This window comes from Mycobacterium marseillense (genome assembly GCF_010731675.1).
GTDB classification, from domain to species: Bacteria; Actinomycetota; Actinomycetes; order Mycobacteriales; family Mycobacteriaceae; genus Mycobacterium; species Mycobacterium marseillense.
Window position 1 is genome coordinate 5,296,272 of the sequence record NZ_AP022584.1, and the last position, 18,124, is coordinate 5,314,395.

An 18,124-nucleotide genomic window follows, 5' to 3' on the forward strand; every position below is an offset into this window, starting at 1 on the left:
CGGCCGCAACTCTTGCGGTATGCCTTACAGTTGGTCAGTCGGATCGAGCCATCCGCGTACAGGAGGCGTGCTGCTTATGAGTGCTGTGCTGTCGTCGATACCGCGTTATCCCGGCGACGTGACCCCGGCATGGTTGTCGGCCGCGCTCAGCGGGCGCGGCGCGCCGGTCGAGGTCGCCGAGGTGGACGTGGTCGCGATCGGCACGGGACAGACCGGGGCCACCTACCGGGTGACCGCCCGCTACGCGACGGATCCCGGTGACCTACCGCGGACCTTTGTGATCAAGCTGCCGGCCCAGGATGACACCGTGCGCGACCGGGTGGTCATCGGCTACCGCAGCGAATGCGCGTTCTACTCCTCGGTGGTGGACCGGGTGCAGGTGCCCACCCCGCGGTGCTTCTACTCCGAGATCACCGAGGACGCCATGGATTTTGCCCTGCTGCTCGCCGATCAGGCGCCGGCGGTGCAGGGCGATCAGCTCATCGGCTGCGGGGAAACCGAAGCGCGCCTTGCGGTTACCGCGCTGGCCGGCCTGCACGCGCCCAGCTGGTGCGACTCCGGCTGGCTTGACTTCCCCGGCATCGCGTTCGGGCGCCCGGATGAGGCCGGCGCGGCGGGCATGGGCGAGGTGGCGAAGATGAGCGCCGACATCACGCTGGAGAAGCTGGGCGATCGGATGAGCGCCGAAGACCGCGAAACCTTCAGCGCGGCAATGGGTGTGATCACCCCGTGGCTGCTGTCCGAATACGACCGATTCGCCCTGCTGCACGGCGACTACCGTCTGGACAACTTGCTGTTCGACCCGGATCGGACCAGGGTCAGCGTCGTCGACTGGCAGACGCTCGGGGTGGGCCTGCCGGCCCGCGATCTCGCCTACTTCACCGCGACCAGCCTCAATTCGCAGCTGCGCGCGGACATCGAAGAGGAGCTGGTCGCCGACTACCATCGCGCGCTGACGGCCGGCGGTGTCAGCGACTACGACCGCGAAACATGTTGGCGCGATTACCGGCTCGGCGTGCTGCAGGCGCCACTGATCTCGGCGCTGGGATTCGCGTTCGCCGCCGCGACCGAGCGTGGCGACGACATGGTGCTGGCCATGCTCGGCCGCGGCTGTCAGGCGATCCGCGAGCTGGGCACGCTGGAGCTGATCGGCTGAGGCCTCACAGATCGCCGGTGAAGTCGGCGCTCAGCCAGCGGTCGGGCCGGATGGTGAACAGCACCTCCTCGACTCCTTCCATGCTGCGGACGAAGGCCCGCCCGCCCTCCTCGCCGAGGTAGCGAATGGCGATGGCTTCCTGCAGATCGGCCGGGGCCGGGTTGGTGGTTTCCACCACCGTGCCCTCGACGACCACGTACTGATACGGCGGCTCCTCGCGCTGGACGACGAGGGTCACCACCCCCGCCCGTTCGATCAGCCGCGCCTTGCGGCTGGACGCGCCGGTCATGATCCGGACGTCGCCGCCCGGCGCGTAGTCGTACCAGATCGGGACGCTGGCCGGCGGCCGGCCGTCGGTGGCGTCGACGGACAGGACGCCGACGCGCTTGGCGGCCAGGAACTCCTGACGTTCGGTCTCGGTGAAGGCTTTCATGTGGCCTGAAAGCGCCGACGCCGGCGATCTATTCCCGCCGCACCCCTCTCAGTACTGCGTCGAACCCTGATCGACCGGGATCTGCGCGGCGGTGACCTTGCGCGACTCGTCGCTGGCCAGCCAGCACACGGTGTCGGCGATCTCCTCGGGCTCGGCGACCCAGTCGGGCAGGAACGGCGTGAGGACGTGCGAGAGCTGCGGGTTGGTCTCCATCGTCTTGCCGACCGCGGTGACCATGTCGCCCGAACCCATCGGCGTGTTCACCGGCCCCGGGTGGACACTGTTCACCCGGATCGAGTGCTTGCCCAGCTCGGCGGCGAAGGCCCGCGCCAGGCCGGTGACGGCGTGCTTGCTGGCGGTGTAGTGAATCATGAACGGCTGCATCTTCATACCGGCCGCGGAACTGATCAGGATGATGGACCCGCCGCGGCCGCCCTCGATGATCTTGTCCGCCCCGGCCATGACGGTGTTCCACGTGCCGGTCACGTTGATGTCCATCACGTCGCGAAAATCGTCCGGTGTGATGTCGTCCCACGCCTGCGGCGCCGCAACCCCGGCGTTGGCGACGATGATGTCCAACCGGCCCAGCGCGGCGACACCGTCCACGACGACCTTGCGCAGTCCGTCGAAGTCACGCGTGTCCACCACCGAGGCGATGATGCGACGGTTCGTTTCTTCGACCAGGCGAACGGTTTCGCTCAGGTCGTCCGGGCTCGCCGGGTCGTAGGGAACGCACGACGGAAGCTTGCCGGCGATGTCGACGGCGATGATGTCCGCGCCCTCGGAGGCCATGCGCACCGCGTGCGCCCGGCCCTGGCCGCGCGCCGCGCCGGTAATCAATGCCACTTTTCCGGCAAGCCTGCCTGCCATTAACGCTCCTTCGTTGTGGTGGTCCGCCCCGCCGCCTTGACCAGATTCGATCCGATGATCAGACGCTGAATCTCGCTGGTGCCCTCGTAGAGCCGCAGCAGGCGCACGTCGCGGTAAATGCGTTCGACCGCAACGCCACGCATGTAGCCGCTGCCGCCGTGGATCTGCACCGCGAGATCCGCGACGTTGCCGGCCATTTCGGTGCAGAACAGTTTCGCCGCCGACGGCGCGATCCTGCGGTCCTGCTCGGTGACCCACAGCCGCGCCGCGTCGCGCACCAGCGCCCGGCCGGCCATCACGCCGGCCTGCTGGTCGGCGAGCATCGCCTGCACCAGCTGAAAGCTTCCGATTTCCGCCCCGCCCTGTGTCGCGGTGGCGGCATACGCGACGGATTCGTCGAGCGCGCGCTGGGCGGCGCCCACGGCGAGGGCGGCGATGTGCACCCGCCCCCGGGCCAGCGAGGTCATCGCCGCGCGGTAACCGATGTCTTCGCTGCCGCCGATCAGCGCGCCGTCGTCCACCCGGACGTCGTCGAAGGCGACGTCGGCGGTCCACGCGCCTTCCTGGCCCATCTTGGCGTCCTTGGTGCCCACCTGCACACCGGACGCATCGGCCGGAACCAAAAAGACCGCGATTCCGGGCCCCTTGTCGTCGGCCGGCCGGGTGCGGGCGAACACCACGAAGAGGTTGGCGACGGGCGCGTTGGTGATGAAGCGCTTCTGCCCGGAGATCACCCAATTATCGCCGTCGCGAACGGCTTTGGTGCGCAGGCCGGCGGGGTTGGATCCGGCGCCGGGTTCGGTCAGCGCGAAGGAGGCGACGACCTCGCCGGACGCGATCGACTCCAACCAGCGCGATTTCTGCTCGTCGGTGCCGAACCCGACCAGAACCTGTCCGGCGATGCCGTTGTTGGTGCCGAACATCGACCGCAGCGCCAGCGACGTGTAGCCCAACTCCATCGCCAGCTCGACGTCTTGCATCAGGTTCAGGCCAAGGCCGCCCCACTCCTGGGGGATCGCGTAGCCGAACAGACCCATCCTTTTGGCCTCGTCGCGCAGGTCGTCGGGCACGCGATCCTCGTCGAGGATCTCCTGCTCGCGGGGGACGACCGCGCTGCGGACGAATTGCCTTGTCTGAGCCAGGATTTCGCGGAAGTCGTCGTCGGAAACTTCGGTGATTTCGGCGGTGGCCATCGACTCCACGCTCCTCTCCCGATCCGGGGCACCCCGGATCAAGGGAGGATCCTATATCAAATATGATATTTGCCTGGTGGGTGCCCGATGGTGGCGATAACAGAGAAGGATGTGTGATCGGAGTGTCGTTGTTGGCAGGTCAGACCGCGGTAATCACAGGCGGAGCGCAAGGACTGGGTCTGGCGATCGCGGAGCGCTTTGTCGCCGAAGGAGCGCGGGTCGTGCTCGGCGACGTCAATCTCGAGGAAACCCAGGTGGTGGCCAAGCAACTCGGCGGTGACGACGTCGCGGTCGCGGTCCGCTGCGATGTCACGCAGTCGTCCGACGTCGAGGCGCTGATCCAGACCGCGATCGAGCGCTTCGGCGGCCTGGACATCATGGTCAACAACGCCGGGATCACCCGGGACGCGACGATGCGCAAGATGACCGAGGAGCAGTTCGATCAGGTCATCAACGTTCACCTGAAAGGGACCTGGAACGGCACCCGGCTGGCCGCTGCCATCATGCGGGAAAACAAGCGCGGCGCCATCATCAACATGTCCTCGGTGTCGGGGAAGGTCGGCATGGTCGGCCAGACCAACTACTCGGCGGCCAAGGCCGGCATCGTCGGCATGACCAAGGCGGCCGCCAAAGAGCTGGCGTATCTGGGCGTGCGGGTCAACGCGATCGCCCCCGGGTTGATCCGGTCGGCGATGACGGAGGCCATGCCGCAGCGCATTTGGGATTCGAAGGTCGCCGAGGTGCCGATGGGCCGGGCCGGTGAGCCCAGCGAAGTCGCCAGCGTGGCGCTGTTCCTGGCCTCCGACCTGTCGTCGTACATGACCGGCACCGTCATGGAGATCACCGGCGGCCGCCACCTGTGAGAACCCCCGCGAGCAGACACAAAATCGCACAAACCTTGCCGCATCAATGCGATTTTGAGTCTGCTCGGCACCAGGACAGGAGTCACAATGCGTGAAACCGTCATCTGTGAGCCGGTGCGGACGCCGATCGGCCGCTACGGCGGAATGTTCAAGGCGCTCAGCGCCGTCGACCTCGGCGTCACCGCCCTGAAGGGTTTGCTCGAGCGAACCGGGCTGGCGGCCGACGCGGTGCACGACGTGATCCTCGGCCACTGCTATCCCAACAGCGATGCGCCGGCGATCGGGCGCGTGGTGGCGCTGGATTCCGGCCTGCCGGTTACGGTTCCGGGCATGCAGGTCGACCGGCGTTGCGGTTCGGGCCTGCAAGCCGTGATTCAGGCCTGCCTGCAGGTAGGCCATGGCGACCACGATCTCGTCGTCGCCGGGGGCTGCGAAAGCATGAGTAACGTCGCCTTCTATTCGACCGACATGCGCTGGGGCGGGGCCCGCGGCGGCGTCCGGGTGCACGACGGGCTGGCGCGCGGACGCACGACCGCCGGCGGACGGCACTATCCGGTGCCGGGCGGGATGCTGGAGACGGCCGAGAACCTGCGTCGCCAGTATGGGATTTCGCGCCAGGAACAGGACGAGCTGGCGGTCCGGTCGCATCAGCGCGCGGTGGCCGCGCAGAAAGACGGCGTCCTGGCCGAGGAAATCATTCCGGTTGCCGTCCCCACGCGCGGCGGCGAGGAAGTCATCGACACCGACGAGCACCCGCGCGCGGACACGTCGGTGGAGTCGTTGGGCAAGCTCAAACCCGTTCTGGCCAAAGAGGACCCGGAGGCGACGGTCACGGCCGGTAACTCCAGTGGGCAGAACGACGCGGCGTCCATGTGCGTGGTGACCACACCGGATAAGGCCGACACGTACGGCCTGACGCCGCTGGTGCGCCTGGTGTCCTGGGGGGTGGCGGGGGTGGCGCCCCACATCATGGGCATCGGGCCGGTCCCCGCGACGGAGGTGGCCCTGTCCCGGGCGGGTCTGCAGCTGTCCGACATCGATCTGATCGAGCTCAACGAAGCCTTTGCCGCGCAAGCGCTTGCGGTGATGCGGGAGTGGAACTTCGGCGCGGCCGACCAGGAGCGGACCAATGTGCACGGTTCGGGAATCTCGCTGGGCCACCCGGTGGGGGCCACGGGCGGACGGATGCTGGCCACGCTGGCTCGCGAGCTCAACCGCCGGCAGGCGCGCTACGGGCTGGAGACCATGTGCATCGGCGGCGGCCAGGGACTCGCCGCCGTCTTCGAACGGGTCGCACCGAGATGACCGAACCCGGGTTGCCCCTGGCCGGCCTCACCGTCGTCGAGGTGTCCAGCTTCGTCGCCGCGCCCCTGTGCGGGATGACGCTGAGTCAGCTTGGGGCAGAGGTGATCCGGGTCGACCCGATCGGTGGTGCCTCCGATGTGCAACGCTGGCCGCTGTCGGCGGACGGCACGTCGATCTATTGGACCGGTCTGAACAAGGGAAAGCGTTCGGCCACCATCGATCTGCGCGCGGCCGAGGGCCAGGCATTGGTCCAGCGACTGATCGTCGAGGGCGACGGCATCGTCGTCACCAACGCCGCCGGGCTGTCCTGGCTGAGCCACGACGTCCTGGCGGCCAAGCGCCCCGACGTCATCCACATCCAGCTGCTCGGGCGCGGTGACGGTTCCACCGGCGTGGATTACACGGTCAACGCGGGTCTGGGCTATCCGCTCGTCACGGGCCCGGCCGATCATGCCGGCCCGATCAATCACGTCTTACCGGCCTGGGATGTGTGCTGCGGACTGTACGCCGCGCTGTGCGTCGTCACCGCCGTCCGTCGCCGCGAGAACTCCGGGGCGGGAACGCGGATCAGCCTGGCGCTGGAGGACGTCGCGCTGGCCACCGCCGCCAACCTGGGGTTGCTTACCGAGCCGCAGGTCAACGGGACGCAGCGCGAACGGCTGGGCAACGCCATCTACGGCCAGTACGGGCAGGACTTCACCAGCCGTGACGGCGGCCGGTTCATGGTCGTCGCCCTGACCAAGCGGCACTTTCGTGATCTGGTCGAGGTCACGGGCACCCACGCCGCGGTGTCGGCGCTCGCCGACGCGCTCGGGGTGGACTTCGGCTCCGAAGGTGACCGGTACCGGTACCAGGACGTGCTGTCCGGGCTGTTCGCCACCTGGTTCAACGAGCACAGCGCCGACGAGGTAACCGCCGCGTTGTCGAATACCACGGTGCTGTTCGAACGGTATCGCACCTTCGCCGAGGTCGCGGCGGGGCCGAAAGTCACTGACAATCCGCTGTTTTCGCGGTTGCAGCAACCAGGCCTCGGTGACTACTTCGCGCCGGGCCTGCCGGCCGCGTTCGACGGCGCCCATCCCGCCAGCGCGCCCGCACCCGCGTTGGGACAAGACACCGCCGATGTCCTTCAGCGGTTGCTGGGGCTGAGCACCGCCGACGTCGAGCGCCTGACGGACGCCAAGACCATCGCGGGCTGAGCCGCCGGAAGGGAACCACAGCACATGACCAGACTCGCCCAGACGCTCGGGCTGACCGAAGTCCAGACCGAGATCGTCGCCACGGTGCGGCAATTCGTCGAGAAAGAAGTCATTCCCAACGCGGTTGAGCTGGAACGCACCGACACCTACCCGCAGGCCATCGTCGACCAGCTGCGTGACATGGGTCTGTTCGGGCTGATGATTCCCGAAGAGTACGGCGGCCTGGGGGAATCGCTGCTGACCTACGCCCTGTGCGTTGAAGAGCTTGCGCGCGGGTGGATGAGCGTGTCCGGGGTGCTCAACACCCATTTCATCGTGGCGTACATGCTGCGCCAGCACGGCACCGACGAGCAGAAGCAACGCTTCCTGCCGCGCATGGCGGTCGGCGAGGCGCGCGGCGCCTTCTCGATGTCGGAGCCCGAACTGGGCTCGGACGTCGCCGCGATCCGGACCCGCGCCCGACGCAATGACGATGGCACCTACACGATCGATGGCCAGAAGATGTGGCTGACCAACGGCGCCACCTCAACGCTGGTCGCGGTGCTCGTACGCACGGACGAAGGCTCGGACAAGCCACACCGCAACCTGACCGCCTTCCTCGTCGAGAAGCCGGTCGGCTTCGGCGAAGTCGTTCCGGGCCTGCGCATTCCGGGCAAGATCGACAAGTTAGGCTACAAGGGCATCGAAACCACCGAGATGATCTTCGACGGCTACCAGGCCGGCGCCGACGACGTTCTCGGCGGGGCGACGGGGCAGGGCTTTTTCCAGATGATGGACGGCATCGAGGTCGGCCGGGTCAACGTGTCGGCGCGCGCGTGCGGCGTCGGTCTTCGCGCTTTCGAGCTCGCGGTGCGCTACGCACAACAACGCGAGACCTTCGGCAAGCCGATCGCCGAGCACCAGGCCATCGCGTTCCAGCTGGCCGAGATGGCGACCAAAGTCGAAGCCGCGCACTTGATGATGGTGAATGCGGCGCGGCTCAAGGACTCGGGGGAGCGCAACGACGTCGCCGCCGGGATGGCCAAGTACCTGTGCAGCGAGTACTGCGCCGAGGTCACTCAGCAGAGCTTCCGGATTCACGGCGGCTACGGCTATTCCAAGGAATACGAAATCGAGCGGCTGATGCGCGACGCGCCGTTCCTGCTCATCGGCGAGGGAACCAGCGAAATCCAGAAGAACATCATCAGCAAGCGACTGCTCGCCGAATACCAGGTGTGAAGCGATGAGCGTTCCGGACTTCGCTGCGCGGCCTCAACTTTCCGAGGATGTCGCACGCTTGATCCGCAGCAGGATCTTCGACGGCACCTATGCCGCCGGGTCGTACGTCCGGCTTGACCAGCTGGCCGCGGAGCTGGGCATCAGCGTCACACCGGTGCGCGAAGCGCTGTTCGCGTTGCGCGCCGAAGGCTTGATCGCCCAGCAGCCGCGCCGGGGTTTCGCGGTGTTGCCGGTCACCGGCCGCGATGTCACCGACGTGGCGAATGTGCAGGCGCATGTGGGCGGTGAGTTGGCAGCGCGGGCCGCGGTCAACATCACCGACGATCAACTGCGCGAACTCAAAGAGATCCAGGCACAGCTGGAAGACGCCTATGCCGGTGATGAGCACGAGCGCACCGTTGGCCTCAACCACGAATTTCACCGCGCCATCAACATCGCCGCCGATTCGCCGAAGCTGGCGCAACTGATGTCCCAGATCACCCGCTACGCGCCCGAATCGGTGTTTCCGGCCATCGAGGGCTGGCCCGAGCAGTCGATGAGGGACCATCGGCGAATCTTGTCCGCGCTGAAAAAGCGTGACGGCAAGCTGGCGCGCGCGGCGATGTCGGAGCACCTCGCCGCCGGCGCGGTCCCCTTGATCGATCACCTCATCGCGCACGGTGTGGTGGTGGAGGAATAGCTCCGCCGTCTCTTGTCGCCCGGCCGGGCTGGGCCTACGCTGCGATCAGGGTGGGCAACGAACGGAGAGAACAAGATGCCCGCAAAGCTTCGCGCGTCGGCGCTATTCGTTGCCACCCTGACAACCCTCGCCCTCGCGGCACCGGCCCGCGCCGACCTAGTTGACCCGATTCCCGGTAACGGTGTGTTCATCGTGGGGCCCGATATCGCGCCGGGCCTCTACCACACGGGCGGCTCGGGCTCGGCCTTCGGCGTGTGGATCAACAACGTGCCGACGCAGGACTCGATGTGTTCGTGGTTCACCTACAGCACGCCCGATGCGAACAAGGACCATGTGCTGCAGACGAATACCTCCATCGGCCCGATGTACGCGAACATCAATTCCGCGGTCAAGGCCTTCGAGTCGCAGAATTGCCAACCCTGGACGCGGGTCCCCTAGGGTTGGTTCGCGTCGCTTAACATCTCCCGCAGCAGGCGGATATCGACCTTTCCGGTGCCGCCGCGCGGAACGCCGTCGTCGGAGTCCAGCAGCAGCCACACCGTGGGTACCTTGAAGGCGCTCAGCACCTTTCGCGCCGACGCATGAAGCTGCTCGGCGGTGAGGGCGACGTCGCGCACCACCGCCGCGCCGACCCGTTCGCCCGTTGCGCCAGGCACGTTGGTGACAAACGCATGGGCGACGCCGTCGATGGCGCGCAGCGCTCGCTCGACCTCGCTGGGGTAGACGGTCGCACCGCTGACTTTGAACATGTCGTCGGATCGCCCGTGGTAGAACAGGAACCCCTGCTCGTCGAGGTGGCCGAGGTCACCGGTCGGATAGAAGCCGTCGGGGGTGAAGAGCTCTTCGCGCCGGCGGCCGCAGATGCCTCGCAGCGTGTGCGGCCCGCGGATCTGGATCATGCCGGCGGTTCCCGCCGTGGCGGGCGCACCGCTTTCGGGGTCGACGATGCGGACTTCCATGCCGTCGAACGGCTTTCCGCAGCTGCCCCACGCCGTGGCGGGCATGTCTGTGTCGGCGGGGTAGCCGCAGTAGGGCCCGAACGCCTCGGTCATGCCGAACAGCGTCGCGCGCGCCCCGGGCCGCGCGCGCTGCGCGGGCGGCAACAGGGCCTCCAGGCTGCCGGGCCGCAGCGCCGAGAGATCCACGCCGACCGAGTCGGCGTGCCGCGCCAGCGTTTCGGCCTGATCGGGCCAGCCACGAAACAGGGTGACCCGTTCGCGCTCCAGCAGTCGCAGCGTGGTTTCGGGCCGCGGGATTTCTTCGGTCACCAGGGTGGCACCGGCCAGCAGGACGGACAGGATTCCGCTGCCGAACCCACCAACCCAGAAGAACGGCATCGGCAGATACAGGCGGGTTTCGGCGGTGATGCAGCGCGCCGCCAGCCCCGACCGCACGGCGCCCAGCGCGTTGCCGTGGGAGTGCACGACGCCCTTGGGGGAGCCGCTGCTGCCCGAGGTGAACATGATGACCAGCGGGTCGGCGGGGGCGACCGTCTCGGTCATCGCGTCGATGATCCGCCGGGCCCGCTCGCTCGCTGCTGCGCTGTCGAGCCGATCGGTCGACCAAACATGTTGCAACGCCGGTAGTTCGGACTCGGGCGCCGCCTTGAGGTCCTCGAGATAACGGTGGCCGCGGAATTCCTCGACGCTCACCAGGAACTGGACGGCGGCGACCCGCAGCTGGGCGACGAGTTCGCCGGCCTGCAGCAGGGTGCTCAGCGGCACCAGGACGGCGCCGATGCGGGTCAGGGCGATCGCGATCTGGACCCACCGGGTGCCATTGGGCATGATCAACCCGACCCGGCTGCCCTTGCCGACGCCGGCCTCGGCGAACGCCGCGGCCAAATCCCGTGTGGTGATGTCGAGTTCGCGGTAGCTGATCCGCGCCGTGGGGTCGATCACCATCGGTGTGTCCGCGTCGTGCCGTGCGCGAAGCCTCACCAGCTGGTCGATGGTGCTAGGCATCGAAGAGCTTTCTCAGTCGTTGCGTGTCGACCTTGCCGCTGGAGAGCAGCGGGAGGTCGGTGCGGGGGAGAGCGAGAAAGCGCTTGGGAATCTTGTACGACGACAGCTCCCGCTTGAGCCGTTCCCGCACGGCCGATTCGTCGAAGTCGGGTTGGACGACGACCGCGGCGACCAGTTCTCCGCGTTGGGTGTCGGGGATGCCCACCACGTAAGCCTCGGCGCCGGTGACCCTGGTGATGGCCTGCGCGACCTCGGCCGCCGAGACGTTGGCGCCGGCCGTCTTGACCATCGCGCTGAGCCTGCCGACGAAGTAGACGAATCCGTCGGCGTCGATGCGCACCAAATCGCCGGTGTGGAACCAGCCGTCGGCGTCGAAGCATTCCTCGCGGGAGCGCTTGTAGTAGCCCTGCATCACGTACGGTCCCCGGATGCAGAGCTCACCGACCCCGGAGGCATCCGAGTCCACGATCATCGTCTCGAAACCGGGCGCGGGCTTGCCGAATGACCCGCGCCGCGTTTCGGGTTGGTCGGATTCGTCCTCGCCGATCAGGACGACGCTGCCGGCCTCGGTCATCCCGAGCATGTTGTGCCGCAGCTCCGGGTCAACCGGGCGGGCGTCGGGGGCCATGATCGGGTAGAGGTTGCCGCGCCGCATTGACGACAGATCACGCTCGGCGTAGCTGGGGTGGTCGGCCAGGTGAGCGATCCCGGCCGCGAACCCATTGGTCATGGTCGGCCTTTCGGCCTCCAACAGGTCGAGCGTGGCGCCGGCGTCCACGGCGTTGGAACAGACCAGGGTCGATCCGGCCACCAGGGTGGCCAGCAGGCCGAACGCGAACCCGCCGATCCAGAAGAATGGCGAATTGCAGAACAGCTTGTCCGACGCGGTCAGGCCGCGAATCGTGTTGAGGTTGCGCTGATGTCCGAGCAGTGCGGCATGCGTATGCACCACCCCTTTGGGGGCACTCGTCGATCCTGACGTGTAGACGATCGCCAGCGGATCGCCTTCGTAGACAACGTCTTCCATCGCCCGCAGTCGCGCTGGGTCGACGGTGCCGGCCAGCGCGCACACCGTCTCGTGCGCGAACGCCACTCGGCGCAGTTGCGGCACCGCGGCGCACAACAGGCGGTCGCCGGAATCGAAGTCGGCCTCCGAAAGAACCTCGGACAGTCGCTGCGCATAGTCGTGGGACCGAAAAGTCGCGGCGCTCAACAGTATTTCGACGTCGCTGTCGACGAGCTGCTCGCGCAATTCTCGGGCGGTGACGAAGGTGGAGAAGGGGACCACCACGGCCCCGATGCGCGCAGCCGCCAGCATGCCGACGGCGAAGGCGGGTCCGTTCGGATAAAGGAGTCCCACATGGGTTCCCTTACCGGCGCCGAGGGCCATCAGACCGCGGGCGAGCTCCGCCGACCGGCGGTCGGCTTCGGCGTATCCGATGCGGTCGCCGTCGCAGACCAGCAGCGGGTGATCCCCGCGCGCCCGGGCCTGGTGTCGCAACGTCGCGGCGACGGTCAGAGAATCAGCGCGCATGGTGGCGCGGCGCGGCGGGCTCGCGGAAGTAGTCCCGGATCGCGCCGAGATCGGCTTTGCCCGACGGTGTGCGCGGTAATGCGTCGACAATCGCGATCTCGGTCGGAATCTCGTAACGCGCCAAGCGCTCTCGCAGATGCTCCACCAGCGCGTCGGCGTCGGCGGCACCCGGTTCGCGCAGTTCGACCATCGCGACCGGTGTCTCACCCAGCCGCTCGTCGGGCCGGGCCAGCACCGCTGCGCCCGCCACCGCGGGGTTGCTCTCGAGCGCAGCGCGCACGTCGTCGGGCATCACCTTGAAGCCGCCGCGGATGATCGCCTGGTCGGCGCGGCCGACGATCCAGAGGAATCCGTCGGCGTCGATGCGTGCCATGTCCGTGGTCCGCATCCAGTGCGCGGCCGGGCCCAGCTGACCGGGCTTGACCTCCAGCAGCCCGACTTCGTCTGGGCCCAAGGGTGTTCCGTCGTCGGCGACCACTCTGAGCTGAGCGCCCGGATTGGCGCGACCGACGCTGCCCCGCTTGGACCGCCAGTATTGCTGATGGTCGGGAAGGGTCCAGCCCGCCACGCCGCCCCCGAACTCGGTTGCGGCATAGGAGGTCAGCACCGGAATGCCGTACTTGGCGGTGAAGGCGTCGGCGTCGTCGGCCGACAGCGGCGCCGTGCCGCAGGTAACGGCCCGGACACTGTCCAGGTCGGCCGGCGGCAGATCGGAGTGCAAGACGGTGCGCAGGGCCGCCGGCACCAGCGACACGGCGCGCGGCCGGTGCTTGCGCACCACCTCGGCCCATGCGGTGAGCTCGAATCGCTCCAACAGCACGAACGGCCTGGCCTCGGCGATGCATTGCAGCACGCGAAACACCCCGCCGATGTGCACCAGCGGCGAGTTCACGATGGCGACGCCGCGCCGCAGCTCGGTGGACGCCGGCGCGCGGCCGGGTTCGGCGCCCATCACACTGCGCGCCAACATGTCGTAGGTCAGGTCGATGCGCTTGGGCGGGCCCGTCGTGCCGCTGGTCAGCATGCGCACCGCGACACCGGTCGGCGTGCCCGGCTCGGTGCTGGGTTGCCGGGACACCTCGACGTCGTCGGCCGGTCCCGAGATCGCGACCGTCGGGGTGCCCTCCGTTACCAGCGCCGTCAGATCGGCGCGCTCGCCGACGATCAACCGAAGCCGCAGTTTCGCGATGTCGGCCTTGGTGCGTTCGTCGCCGCGTGACGGGTTGATGACCACGACGGTTCCGCCGCCCAGCAGCACGCCCAGAAAGGCCGCCACGTGCGCAGGCCTGTTGCGCAGCAGCATCCCGACTTCGCCGCCGGCGGTCAGACCGGCGATGCGCTGCGCCAAGGTGCCGACCTGGTCCCACGAGATCCATTGGCCGCCATACTCGATGGCGTGTGAGTCGGGCTCGAGGCCGAGCACACTCGAGATGCGTTGGATGAGCGGGTGACGCGGCATCAGCGGATCTTCGGCGTGCGCTTGGCCGACTTCTGCGCGGCCAGTTCCGCGGTGCCCAGCGGGTTTCCCAGCCGGGTATAGATGAGGCCCTGCTCCATCGCGGCGCGATACGGCTTGTCCAGCGACTCCCAAATCGCTTTCACCGTGCCCTGAGTCGCGGTCGGCGGCTTGGCGGCGATGGTCGCCGCGATTTCGTGGGCACGGTCCCAGAGCTGACCGGTAGGAACGACCTCGGAGACCAACCCGATGCGCAGCGCGGTGTCGGCGCTGACCCGCTCATCGTTGCCCATCAGCGCGATTCGCAGCGTCTCGCCCAGGCCGACGCGGCGCATCAGTCCGATCGGCTCCAGCGCGCAGACCAGACCGGCCGACACGTGGGAGTCGAAGAACGTGGCGTCTTGCGAGCAGATCACCACGTCGGACTCGTTGAGGAAGTAGAACGCGCCGGCGGTGCACATGCCCTGGACCGCGCAGACCACCGGCTTCCACATCTTCTGCCATTTGGGGCTCAGCGCTTCGCCGGGATCTTCGTGGTTCCAGACGTTTTCGGGCTGCCCGTAGGGCGTCTTGATGTCCAGTCCCGCGCTGAACGCCCGGTCGCCGGCGGCACGCAGCACGACCGCGTGCACCGACTCGTCGAGTTTGACCGTGTGCCAGGCGTGGGCCATCTCTTCACACATGGTGCGGTTGAACGCGTTCAGCTGCTCAGGCCGGTTCAGCGTGATGGTGGCGACGTGGTCGGTGGCGTCGACCTCGAGCAGGATGGTTTCGAAACTCCTCGGCTGGTTCACCGGCACTGCCAATTCGGTTGGCGTTTCTCGACGAAGGCCCTGGGCCCTTCGGCGGCGTCCTCGGTCCGCAGCACCCGCTCGCGGAAGGTTTCGGCGAGTATCTCCGCCTCGTGCAGCGGCACGTTCAGGCCCTTGAGGATGGCCAGCCGGGTGCCCCGGACGGCCAGCGGCGCATTGGAATTGACGATGTCGGCGATCTCGTGGGCCCTATCCAGCAGGTGATCGTGCTCGACGACCTCGCTGATCAGTCCGAGCTCGTAGGCGCGCTCCGCGCTCATCCGCTCGTGCTTGCCCATCAAGGCCATCCGCAGGGCGATCGAGCGGGGCAGCACGCGGGACACCCGCACCAGCTCGCGCCCGGCCACCAGCCCGATGCTGACGTGCGGATCGAAGAAGGTCGCCTGCTCGGAGGCGATCACGATGTCGGTCGTAGTGACCCAGTCCATCCCGGCGCCACAGCAGATCCCGTTCACCGCGGTCAGCACCGGCTTGGCCATGGTGCGAAACGGCGGCGTGCCCTCCTGCGGCGCCTCCCACTGGTCGTACGTCGACAGGTAGGGCCGCTCGTAGATCACCTTGCCGTCTTCGGGGATCTCCTTGACGTCGGCGCCGGTGCAGAACGCGCGGCCGGTGCCCGTGACGATGGTCAGCCAGACGTTGTCGTCGTTTTCGGCCTCGTCGTAGGCGGCCCGCAGCTCGGTGATCATGTGCGGGCTGAGCGCATTGAGGGCGTCCGCGCGGTTCAGGGTGATCGTGGCGGTGTGCCCGTCGACCTCGTACTTGATCGTGTCGAATGAATCAGTGGGCATCAGTCATCCCTTCGCTGTGTATTGACCGTCGAGTGTGGGCGTATGGACGGATGCGGGGTAGTTCCCCTGCGTAGGGCCCACGCTCGACGCCCGAGAGCTAGCGTCCACGAAAGTCCGGGTCCCGCCGCTGCCGGAAGGCCTCCAGGCCCTCCTTGAAATCTCCTGTCCGGCAAGATAATTCCAGATTAAACAGCTCCTGGTTCAGCGACTGGCTCAGCGTGGCATGCTGCCCGAAATTCAGGGCCTGCTTGGCCAGCCCGATTGCGGCCGTCGGGCCGGAGGCCAACCGGCCGACCAGCTCCTCGGCGGCGCGGTCGAGATCGGGGCCGCTCACCGCCTGGTGGATAAGCCCCCAATCGGCCGCGTCGTGCCCACTGACCTTCTCGCCGAGCAGTAGCATCCGCCGGGCCCGTGCCAGGCCGACGAGGCGGGGTAGCAGCCAGGTGGACCCCGAGTCCGGGCTGAATCCGCGGTCGAGGAACGGTTCCCAGAACACCGCATCGCCGGCGGCCACGGTGAAGTCCGCGGCCAAGGCGAGGTTGCAACCGAATCCCACGGCCCATCCCCGCACGCTGCACACCACCGGCAGTTGGATGCCGGCGACGAGTTCGATCACGCGGTGGGCGGCATGGGGCACCCGGCGCACCAGATCACCGGTGCGGGGACGTTGGCCGCCGGGGTCGTTGGCGGCCACCCAATCGGAGCCGGCGCAGAAATCGTCTCCGGCGCCGCGGATGTGCACGGCGCGCAGCGAGTCGTCGGATGCGGCAGCGGTCAGCGACTCGATCAGAGCCCCGATCATCAACTGCGTCAACGAGTTACGCCGCGACGGGCGATCGAGCGTGACCAGTAACACCGCACCGTCTCGGTGCACTGTCACCGAACCCTCGGCTCCGGCCGCGCCGGCCCCTTGACTCACCGTCGACCCGGCCTTTCTCCGCCGATACGGTTACCCATACAGTAGGCAATACGATTGATACGCTGTATAAGTTAGCAAGGATACGCTGCCTGCGAAACTACCCAGGTGAAAGAGAGAATCATGGCCCGCGCCGACGACGATGCAGAGCGCCAGCGATGAGGAGCGGCGCCGACGGTGTCGGCGGTGACAACGCCAGATTCGGCGAGGCTCCGCTTGCCCAGACGGTGGACGCCGCCGCCGCCATGCGCCGCCTGAGCTCGTTGCTGGTGTCCCTGGAGCATCCGCACCCCGCGGTGGACGCGATGGTAAAGAAGTTCGCGGAGTGGGAAAGCGAGTTGTCCGCTGTCGCGCCGGCGGACAACGCCCCACGCATCGGCGAACTGCCCGATGATCCCCGGCGCGTCTATCTCAACCACGCAACCGACATCGGCGCCTACAACCCGTGCTTTCCCGAGTACCGGTTCGCCGAATTCGACGCCGAGAAGGCAACGGGGGCCGTCGAATTCCCGCTGATCTACGAGGGGCCGCCGGGACTGGTGCACGGCGGATTCCTGGGTGTCTTCTTCGATTGCGTCATCCAGCACCACAATTGCGTCACCGGCCTTTCCGGCAAAACCCGATCCTTGGCCGTGACCTTCCGCAGACCCACACCGGTGCTGACCGAGCTGCGATTCGACATCGCGCGCTCGGAAAGCGAACGGGGCATCACCTCGACCGCGCGGCTGTTGCTCGACGACGAAGTGCTGTGTACGGGCGAGGTCAACACGTTGGCGTCACGGCCCGAAAAGCTTGCCGGATCGCGGTTCGGCAGGCGCCGAAAGGAGTCCGACAAATGACCGCTTCGAGCACCACCGACGACCGCGTGCTCTTCGACATCGATCCCGACCGGCACATCGCGACGATCACGCTGAACAATCCCCAACAGCGCAACTCCTATGACGCCAGCATGCGCGAGGCCGTCGCCCGCTGCCTGGACCAGGTGGCCGATGACGACGACCTCACGGTGGTGTTGTTACGCGGAACCGAGGGAGTCTTTTCCACCGGGGCCGACATGAACAATGCGTACGGGTGGTACGGCGACAAGGCCAAGGCGTCTGACGACACAGCGGCCAAACGTCGCCCGAGTCAGCGCCGTCGACTTACCGTGGACCGCAAGACTTTTGGCTTCTATCACAACTTCATGGGTTTCCCCAAGGTCACGGTGGGGGAGATCGCCGGCTACGCGCTCGGCGGCGGTTTCGAGATGGCTTTGATGACCGACATCGCGGTCATCGCGCGGGACACCAAGATCGGCATGCCGGCGACCCGCTTCCTGGGTCCCGCGCTGGGCAGCTTGCACATGTTCTTCCATCGGCTCGGGCCGGTGCTGGCCCGGCGCCTGCTGTTGACCGGCGACATCATCGAGGCGGGCGAGATCGAGCACCTCGGAATCTTCACGGACACCTGCGATCCCGGCTCGGTGACGGCCCGGGCGCGCTACTGGGCCGAGAAGGCGGCGAAGATGCCGGCCGACGGGGTCGTCATCGCCAAGGAGGCATTCCGACTCGTCGAGCAGAGCCAGGTGTATCAGGGCGAGGAGGTCGCCAGCTATCTGTTCCACGCCTTCGGCACCAACCTGCAATTCGGGCCGGACGAATTCAACTTCGTCAAGACCCGCGCGCAGCATGGCGCCAAAGAGGCCTTCCGGCTACGCGACGAGCACTTCCACGTGCCCGAACCCGAGGCGTGACAA

General features: G+C 67.5%; 18 protein-coding genes. 9 read left to right on the forward strand and 9 right to left on the reverse strand.

Annotation, left to right across the window (positions count from 1 at the left end; translation table 11 throughout):
* Positions 1 to 76 precede the first annotated feature (76 nt).
* Positions 77 to 1,156, forward strand: a complete 1,080-nt coding sequence (locus G6N26_RS24750) for a phosphotransferase family protein (protein WP_083015248.1) — start codon at positions 77 to 79, stop codon at positions 1,154 to 1,156.
* Between the two features lie 4 nt (positions 1,157 to 1,160).
* On the opposite strand, the gene G6N26_RS24755 is transcribed toward G6N26_RS24750, so the two are convergent.
* Genes G6N26_RS24755 through G6N26_RS24765 form a run of 3 tightly spaced genes read right to left on the reverse strand, consistent with a single transcriptional unit; the run spans position 1,161 to position 3,652 of the window.
* A complete protein-coding gene (locus tag G6N26_RS24755; RefSeq protein ID WP_083015251.1) occupies positions 1,161 to 1,589 on the reverse strand; it encodes a pyridoxamine 5'-phosphate oxidase family protein in 429 nt (142 codons plus the stop codon).
* Positions 1,590 to 1,637: 48 nt separating this feature from the next.
* A complete protein-coding gene (locus tag G6N26_RS24760) occupies positions 1,638 to 2,459 on the reverse strand; it encodes a mycofactocin-coupled SDR family oxidoreductase (RefSeq protein ID WP_067170340.1) in 822 nt (273 codons plus the stop codon).
* Positions 2,459 to 3,652 (reverse strand): acyl-CoA dehydrogenase family protein, encoded by a 1,194-nt coding sequence (locus tag G6N26_RS24765; protein WP_083015575.1) that lies wholly within the window; start codon positions 3,650 to 3,652, stop codon positions 2,459 to 2,461. The genes G6N26_RS24760 and G6N26_RS24765 overlap by 1 nt, the downstream gene beginning before the upstream one ends.
* 113 nt (positions 3,653 to 3,765) lie before the next feature.
* Here G6N26_RS24765 and fabG point away from each other — a divergent pair, with 113 nt between their 5' ends.
* The 6 genes from fabG (at position 3,766) to G6N26_RS24795 (ending at position 9,354) form a co-directional block, all read left to right on the forward strand.
* Positions 3,766 to 4,515, forward strand: a complete 750-nt coding sequence (gene fabG, locus G6N26_RS24770) for a 3-oxoacyl-ACP reductase FabG (protein WP_083015255.1) — start codon at positions 3,766 to 3,768, stop codon at positions 4,513 to 4,515.
* Positions 4,516 to 4,602: 87 nt separating this feature from the next.
* Positions 4,603 to 5,820, forward strand: a complete 1,218-nt coding sequence (locus G6N26_RS24775; protein ID WP_067170333.1) for an acetyl-CoA C-acetyltransferase — start codon at positions 4,603 to 4,605, stop codon at positions 5,818 to 5,820.
* Complete coding sequence (locus tag G6N26_RS24780; RefSeq protein ID WP_067170330.1) at positions 5,817 to 7,019, forward strand: CoA transferase; 1,203 nt, start codon at positions 5,817 to 5,819, stop codon at positions 7,017 to 7,019. The genes G6N26_RS24775 and G6N26_RS24780 overlap by 4 nt, the downstream gene beginning before the upstream one ends.
* A gap of 24 nt (positions 7,020 to 7,043) precedes the next feature.
* Positions 7,044 to 8,237, forward strand: coding sequence for an acyl-CoA dehydrogenase family protein (locus G6N26_RS24785; RefSeq protein ID WP_067170327.1), 1,194 nt, complete (start codon positions 7,044 to 7,046; stop codon positions 8,235 to 8,237).
* A 4-nt stretch (positions 8,238 to 8,241) separates the two neighbouring features.
* Positions 8,242 to 8,916, forward strand: a complete 675-nt coding sequence (locus tag G6N26_RS24790) for a GntR family transcriptional regulator (RefSeq protein WP_083015258.1) — start codon at positions 8,242 to 8,244, stop codon at positions 8,914 to 8,916.
* A gap of 75 nt (positions 8,917 to 8,991) precedes the next feature.
* The gene (locus tag G6N26_RS24795; RefSeq protein ID WP_067170320.1) at positions 8,992 to 9,354 is read left to right on the forward strand and encodes a hypothetical protein; all 363 of its coding nucleotides are present in this window, start codon (positions 8,992 to 8,994) and stop codon (positions 9,352 to 9,354) included.
* On the opposite strand, the gene G6N26_RS24800 is transcribed toward G6N26_RS24795, so the two are convergent.
* From G6N26_RS24800 to G6N26_RS24825, 6 genes are all read right to left on the reverse strand, one after another.
* Positions 9,351 to 10,880 (reverse strand): class I adenylate-forming enzyme family protein, encoded by a 1,530-nt coding sequence (locus G6N26_RS24800; protein WP_083015262.1) that lies wholly within the window; start codon positions 10,878 to 10,880, stop codon positions 9,351 to 9,353. The two genes, G6N26_RS24795 and G6N26_RS24800, sit on opposite strands and share 4 nt — an antisense overlap.
* The gene (locus G6N26_RS24805; protein ID WP_083015265.1) at positions 10,873 to 12,414 is read right to left on the reverse strand and encodes a class I adenylate-forming enzyme family protein; all 1,542 of its coding nucleotides are present in this window, start codon (positions 12,412 to 12,414) and stop codon (positions 10,873 to 10,875) included. The genes G6N26_RS24800 and G6N26_RS24805 overlap by 8 nt, the downstream gene beginning before the upstream one ends.
* A complete protein-coding gene (locus G6N26_RS24810; protein WP_083015269.1) occupies positions 12,404 to 13,873 on the reverse strand; it encodes a class I adenylate-forming enzyme family protein in 1,470 nt (489 codons plus the stop codon). The genes G6N26_RS24805 and G6N26_RS24810 overlap by 11 nt, the downstream gene beginning before the upstream one ends.
* Positions 13,873 to 14,670 (reverse strand): enoyl-CoA hydratase/isomerase family protein, encoded by a 798-nt coding sequence (locus tag G6N26_RS24815; RefSeq protein WP_067175311.1) that lies wholly within the window; start codon positions 14,668 to 14,670, stop codon positions 13,873 to 13,875. Before G6N26_RS24815 ends, G6N26_RS24810 begins: the two co-directional genes overlap by 1 nt.
* Complete coding sequence (locus tag G6N26_RS24820) at positions 14,661 to 15,473, reverse strand: enoyl-CoA hydratase/isomerase family protein (RefSeq protein ID WP_083015272.1); 813 nt, start codon at positions 15,471 to 15,473, stop codon at positions 14,661 to 14,663. Before G6N26_RS24820 ends, G6N26_RS24815 begins: the two co-directional genes overlap by 10 nt.
* Before the next feature lie 97 nt (positions 15,474 to 15,570).
* On the reverse strand, positions 15,571 to 16,392 hold the full coding sequence (locus G6N26_RS24825; protein WP_083015276.1) for an enoyl-CoA hydratase/isomerase family protein: 822 nt from the start codon (positions 16,390 to 16,392) through the stop codon (positions 15,571 to 15,573).
* A gap of 155 nt (positions 16,393 to 16,547) precedes the next feature.
* Between G6N26_RS24825 and G6N26_RS24830 the strand changes: the two genes are divergently transcribed.
* A complete protein-coding gene (locus G6N26_RS24830; RefSeq protein ID WP_083015279.1) occupies positions 16,548 to 17,228 on the forward strand; it encodes a hotdog family protein in 681 nt (226 codons plus the stop codon).
* Positions 17,225 to 18,121, forward strand: coding sequence for an enoyl-CoA hydratase/isomerase family protein (locus tag G6N26_RS24835; protein ID WP_067175324.1), 897 nt, complete (start codon positions 17,225 to 17,227; stop codon positions 18,119 to 18,121). The genes G6N26_RS24830 and G6N26_RS24835 overlap by 4 nt, the downstream gene beginning before the upstream one ends.
* The last annotated feature ends 3 nt before the right edge of the window (positions 18,122 to 18,124 follow it).